Source organism: Acidimicrobiales bacterium, assembly GCA_041394265.1.
Taxonomy (GTDB): domain Bacteria; phylum Actinomycetota; class Acidimicrobiia; order Acidimicrobiales; family SZUA-35; genus JBBQUN01.
In genome coordinates, this window is record JAWKIO010000003.1 from 1 (window position 1) to 2,290 (window position 2,290).

The following is a 2,290-nucleotide window of genomic DNA, read 5'->3' on the forward strand; positions in this document are numbered from 1 at the left end:
GCTTCCCGACCCGATACGGATTCTCCGAGAGGCCGCCGTGGACGAACTCCACGCACGCAACTACGACCTTCTCCGGGAGCCGGTTGAGTGATCGCCTGGCCCGAGGCGACCACACGACTTCGAACCGCTCCTCGCTCATTCAGCCCTGACCCGCGCAAGAACCTCGTCGCGGGTGAGAACCTCACCCTTACCTGCCGCAAGCTCAGCTCGACCCTCGCTGATCTCGTCCATCAGTTGGCGGTCGCTCAGGATCTCAAGAGTCTCTTCGAGGGACGCCAAGTCTTCGACGCTCAACATCACGACCGCAGGCCTGCCGTGCTTCGTCACAACCACCCGGCCATGCTCCCGCTCGAGCCCCTCCACTACCTCCGAAAGCCGGTTCTTGACGTCCGCCAAGGCGAGATGTTCCTGAGCCATCATGGCTATAAGTATGGCTAGACCACTGGCCGGCGTCAACCCAAGGTCCTGACGCCTGGCCAGACGGAAGTGCAGTGTGAGCGATCAGGGAAACCCGTCATTGGGGATCATCGAAAACCGACACGGGGTCGGTGTTGACCGGTGGTTGGTGAGGCTAGCGGGCGCCTCCGTCGCTGGGGTTGGTGGTCGCGATTTCGAGGCCGTTGTGCTCGCGTAGGCGCCAGGATTGGCCCTTGATGTTGAACACGATGGCGTTGTGCATGAGCCGGTCGAGGACTGCTGCTGCGACGACGGTGTCGCCAAAGATGGTCCCCCAGTCCGGTAGCGATCGGTTGGTGGTGACGATGGTGGGGTGGCCTTTCTCGTAGCGGGTGTTGACCACTTGGAAGAACACTGCGGAGGCTTCGGTGCCGCCGATCGGGAGAAGGCCGACGTCGTCGATGACGAGCACGGTCGGCGCAGTGAACGCTTTCATCTTCGACGCGAGGTTCCCCTCGATCGATGCCCGCACGAGGGTGCGACAGAGGTTGTCGGCGGTGCTGAAGTAGCCCCGGTAGCCGGCCTCGACCGCGAGTGTCGCGAGCGCAACGGCGAGGTGGGTCTTGCCGCAGCCGGGCTGTCCGAGAAACAGGATCGGCCGGTTCTCTTCGATGAAGCGCAGCGTGGCGAGGTCCTCGACGAGTTTGCGGTCGACCGATGGTTGGAACTCGTAATCGAAGTCCTCGATGCTGCGTCGGTAGGGGAAGCGGGCGTAGCGCAGCCGTGCTGCGAGGCGCCGGTCTCGGTCTGCTGTTGCTTGCTCGGCGATGAGACGGGCGAGGAACTCGATGTGGGACCAGTCCTCGGTTCTGGCTTGCTCGGCGAGGGTTGCGAACGCGCCGGCGGCGGCGTCGAGTTTGAGGTAGCCGAGGTCGGCTTTGATCTGTTCATAGACGCTCATGCCGACACCTCCACGCCCTCGTCACCGTCACCGGGTTCTGGGTCGATGACCACCGAGTAGCGGCCATCGAGGTCGGGGGCTTCGACGTCGTAGTCGCCGCCCAACTCGAGACGCACGGCCGGGGCTGGTTCGGGTCGTTCTGCGACAACTCGCAGATCCGGGCCCGAGGGGTCCCAGCCGAGCGCGAGTGCTTCGGCGGCCTGCTTGTGGGCCGGGTCCCACACGTCGACACGTCGGCCCGTGACAAGGCGATGCGTGGCGATCAGCCGCCCAGCCAGGCGGACCTCGACGGTGCCCGAGTCGACAGGTCGGCGGATCTCGACGGTGTGGCCCAACGCTTCTGGCGGAACCGAGTAGCGGTTCGCGTCGATGGCGACGAAGGGCCACGCGTTGTGCACCCGCCTCGTCTCGACGTAGTCAGAGTCGAACCGTGCCCTCGGCAACGGCGACAGGAAGTCTCGCTCGACAGCCAGGCGCGCCGCCGGTGTCTCGCCAGTCGACCGGGACTCAACGGCGTGCACTCGCTTGGCGAGCCACAGCTCGGCGCGCCGGTTCAGATCGGCGAGATCGACCGGGACGCCGTCGGCTTCGACCTCCGGGAGGAAGGTCTCTTGGAGCTGGCGGAACGGACGCTCGACCTTGCCCTTGCGCTTGGCATCGCCGGCCTGACACGAGGTGATCTTCGTGCCGTGATGGGCCGCGAAGCCGACCGTTGGCGGGTGCAGCACGAAACGTCGACCTTGTGACCGGCCGAGCGCTCCCATCCTGTCGGTCCGGCACGCAGCCGGGACGCCGCCGATCTCGTCGAAGAACCGGGCGACGCCCTCGAAGGTGTGATGGCGATCTTCCGACGCGGTGAACCACCACATCCTGAACCTGGACCACGACAAGATCATCCCGAACGCGACCAGCGGGATGTTCCAGCCGAAGCGG

Annotated in this window: 3 protein-coding genes; all 3 read right to left on the reverse strand. The window is 65.5% G+C overall.

The window, feature by feature from the left end:
- Positions 1-135: 135 nt before the first annotated feature.
- Positions 136-420, reverse strand: a complete 285-nt coding sequence (locus tag R2733_00090) for a type II toxin-antitoxin system Phd/YefM family antitoxin (GenBank protein MEZ5374875.1) — start codon at positions 418-420, stop codon at positions 136-138.
- A gap of 151 nt (positions 421-571) precedes the next feature.
- A complete protein-coding gene (gene istB, locus R2733_00095) occupies positions 572-1,357 on the reverse strand; it encodes an IS21-like element helper ATPase IstB (GenBank protein ID MEZ5374876.1) in 786 nt (261 codons plus the stop codon).
- Positions 1,354-2,290 (reverse strand): hypothetical protein (locus tag R2733_00100; protein MEZ5374877.1); only part of this gene is annotated, 937 nt, incomplete at its 5' end. The genes istB and R2733_00100, both read right to left, overlap by 4 nt.

What these genes read in the sequence shown, in the direction of transcription:
- istB (MEZ5374876.1), bottom strand. Translation starts at nt 1,357, where the DNA reads ATGAGCGTCTATGAACAGATCAAAGCCGACCTCGGCTACCTCAAACTC.
- R2733_00090 (MEZ5374875.1), bottom strand. Translation starts at nt 420, where the DNA reads ATGATGGCTCAGGAACATCTCGCCTTGGCGGACGTCAAGAACCGGCTT.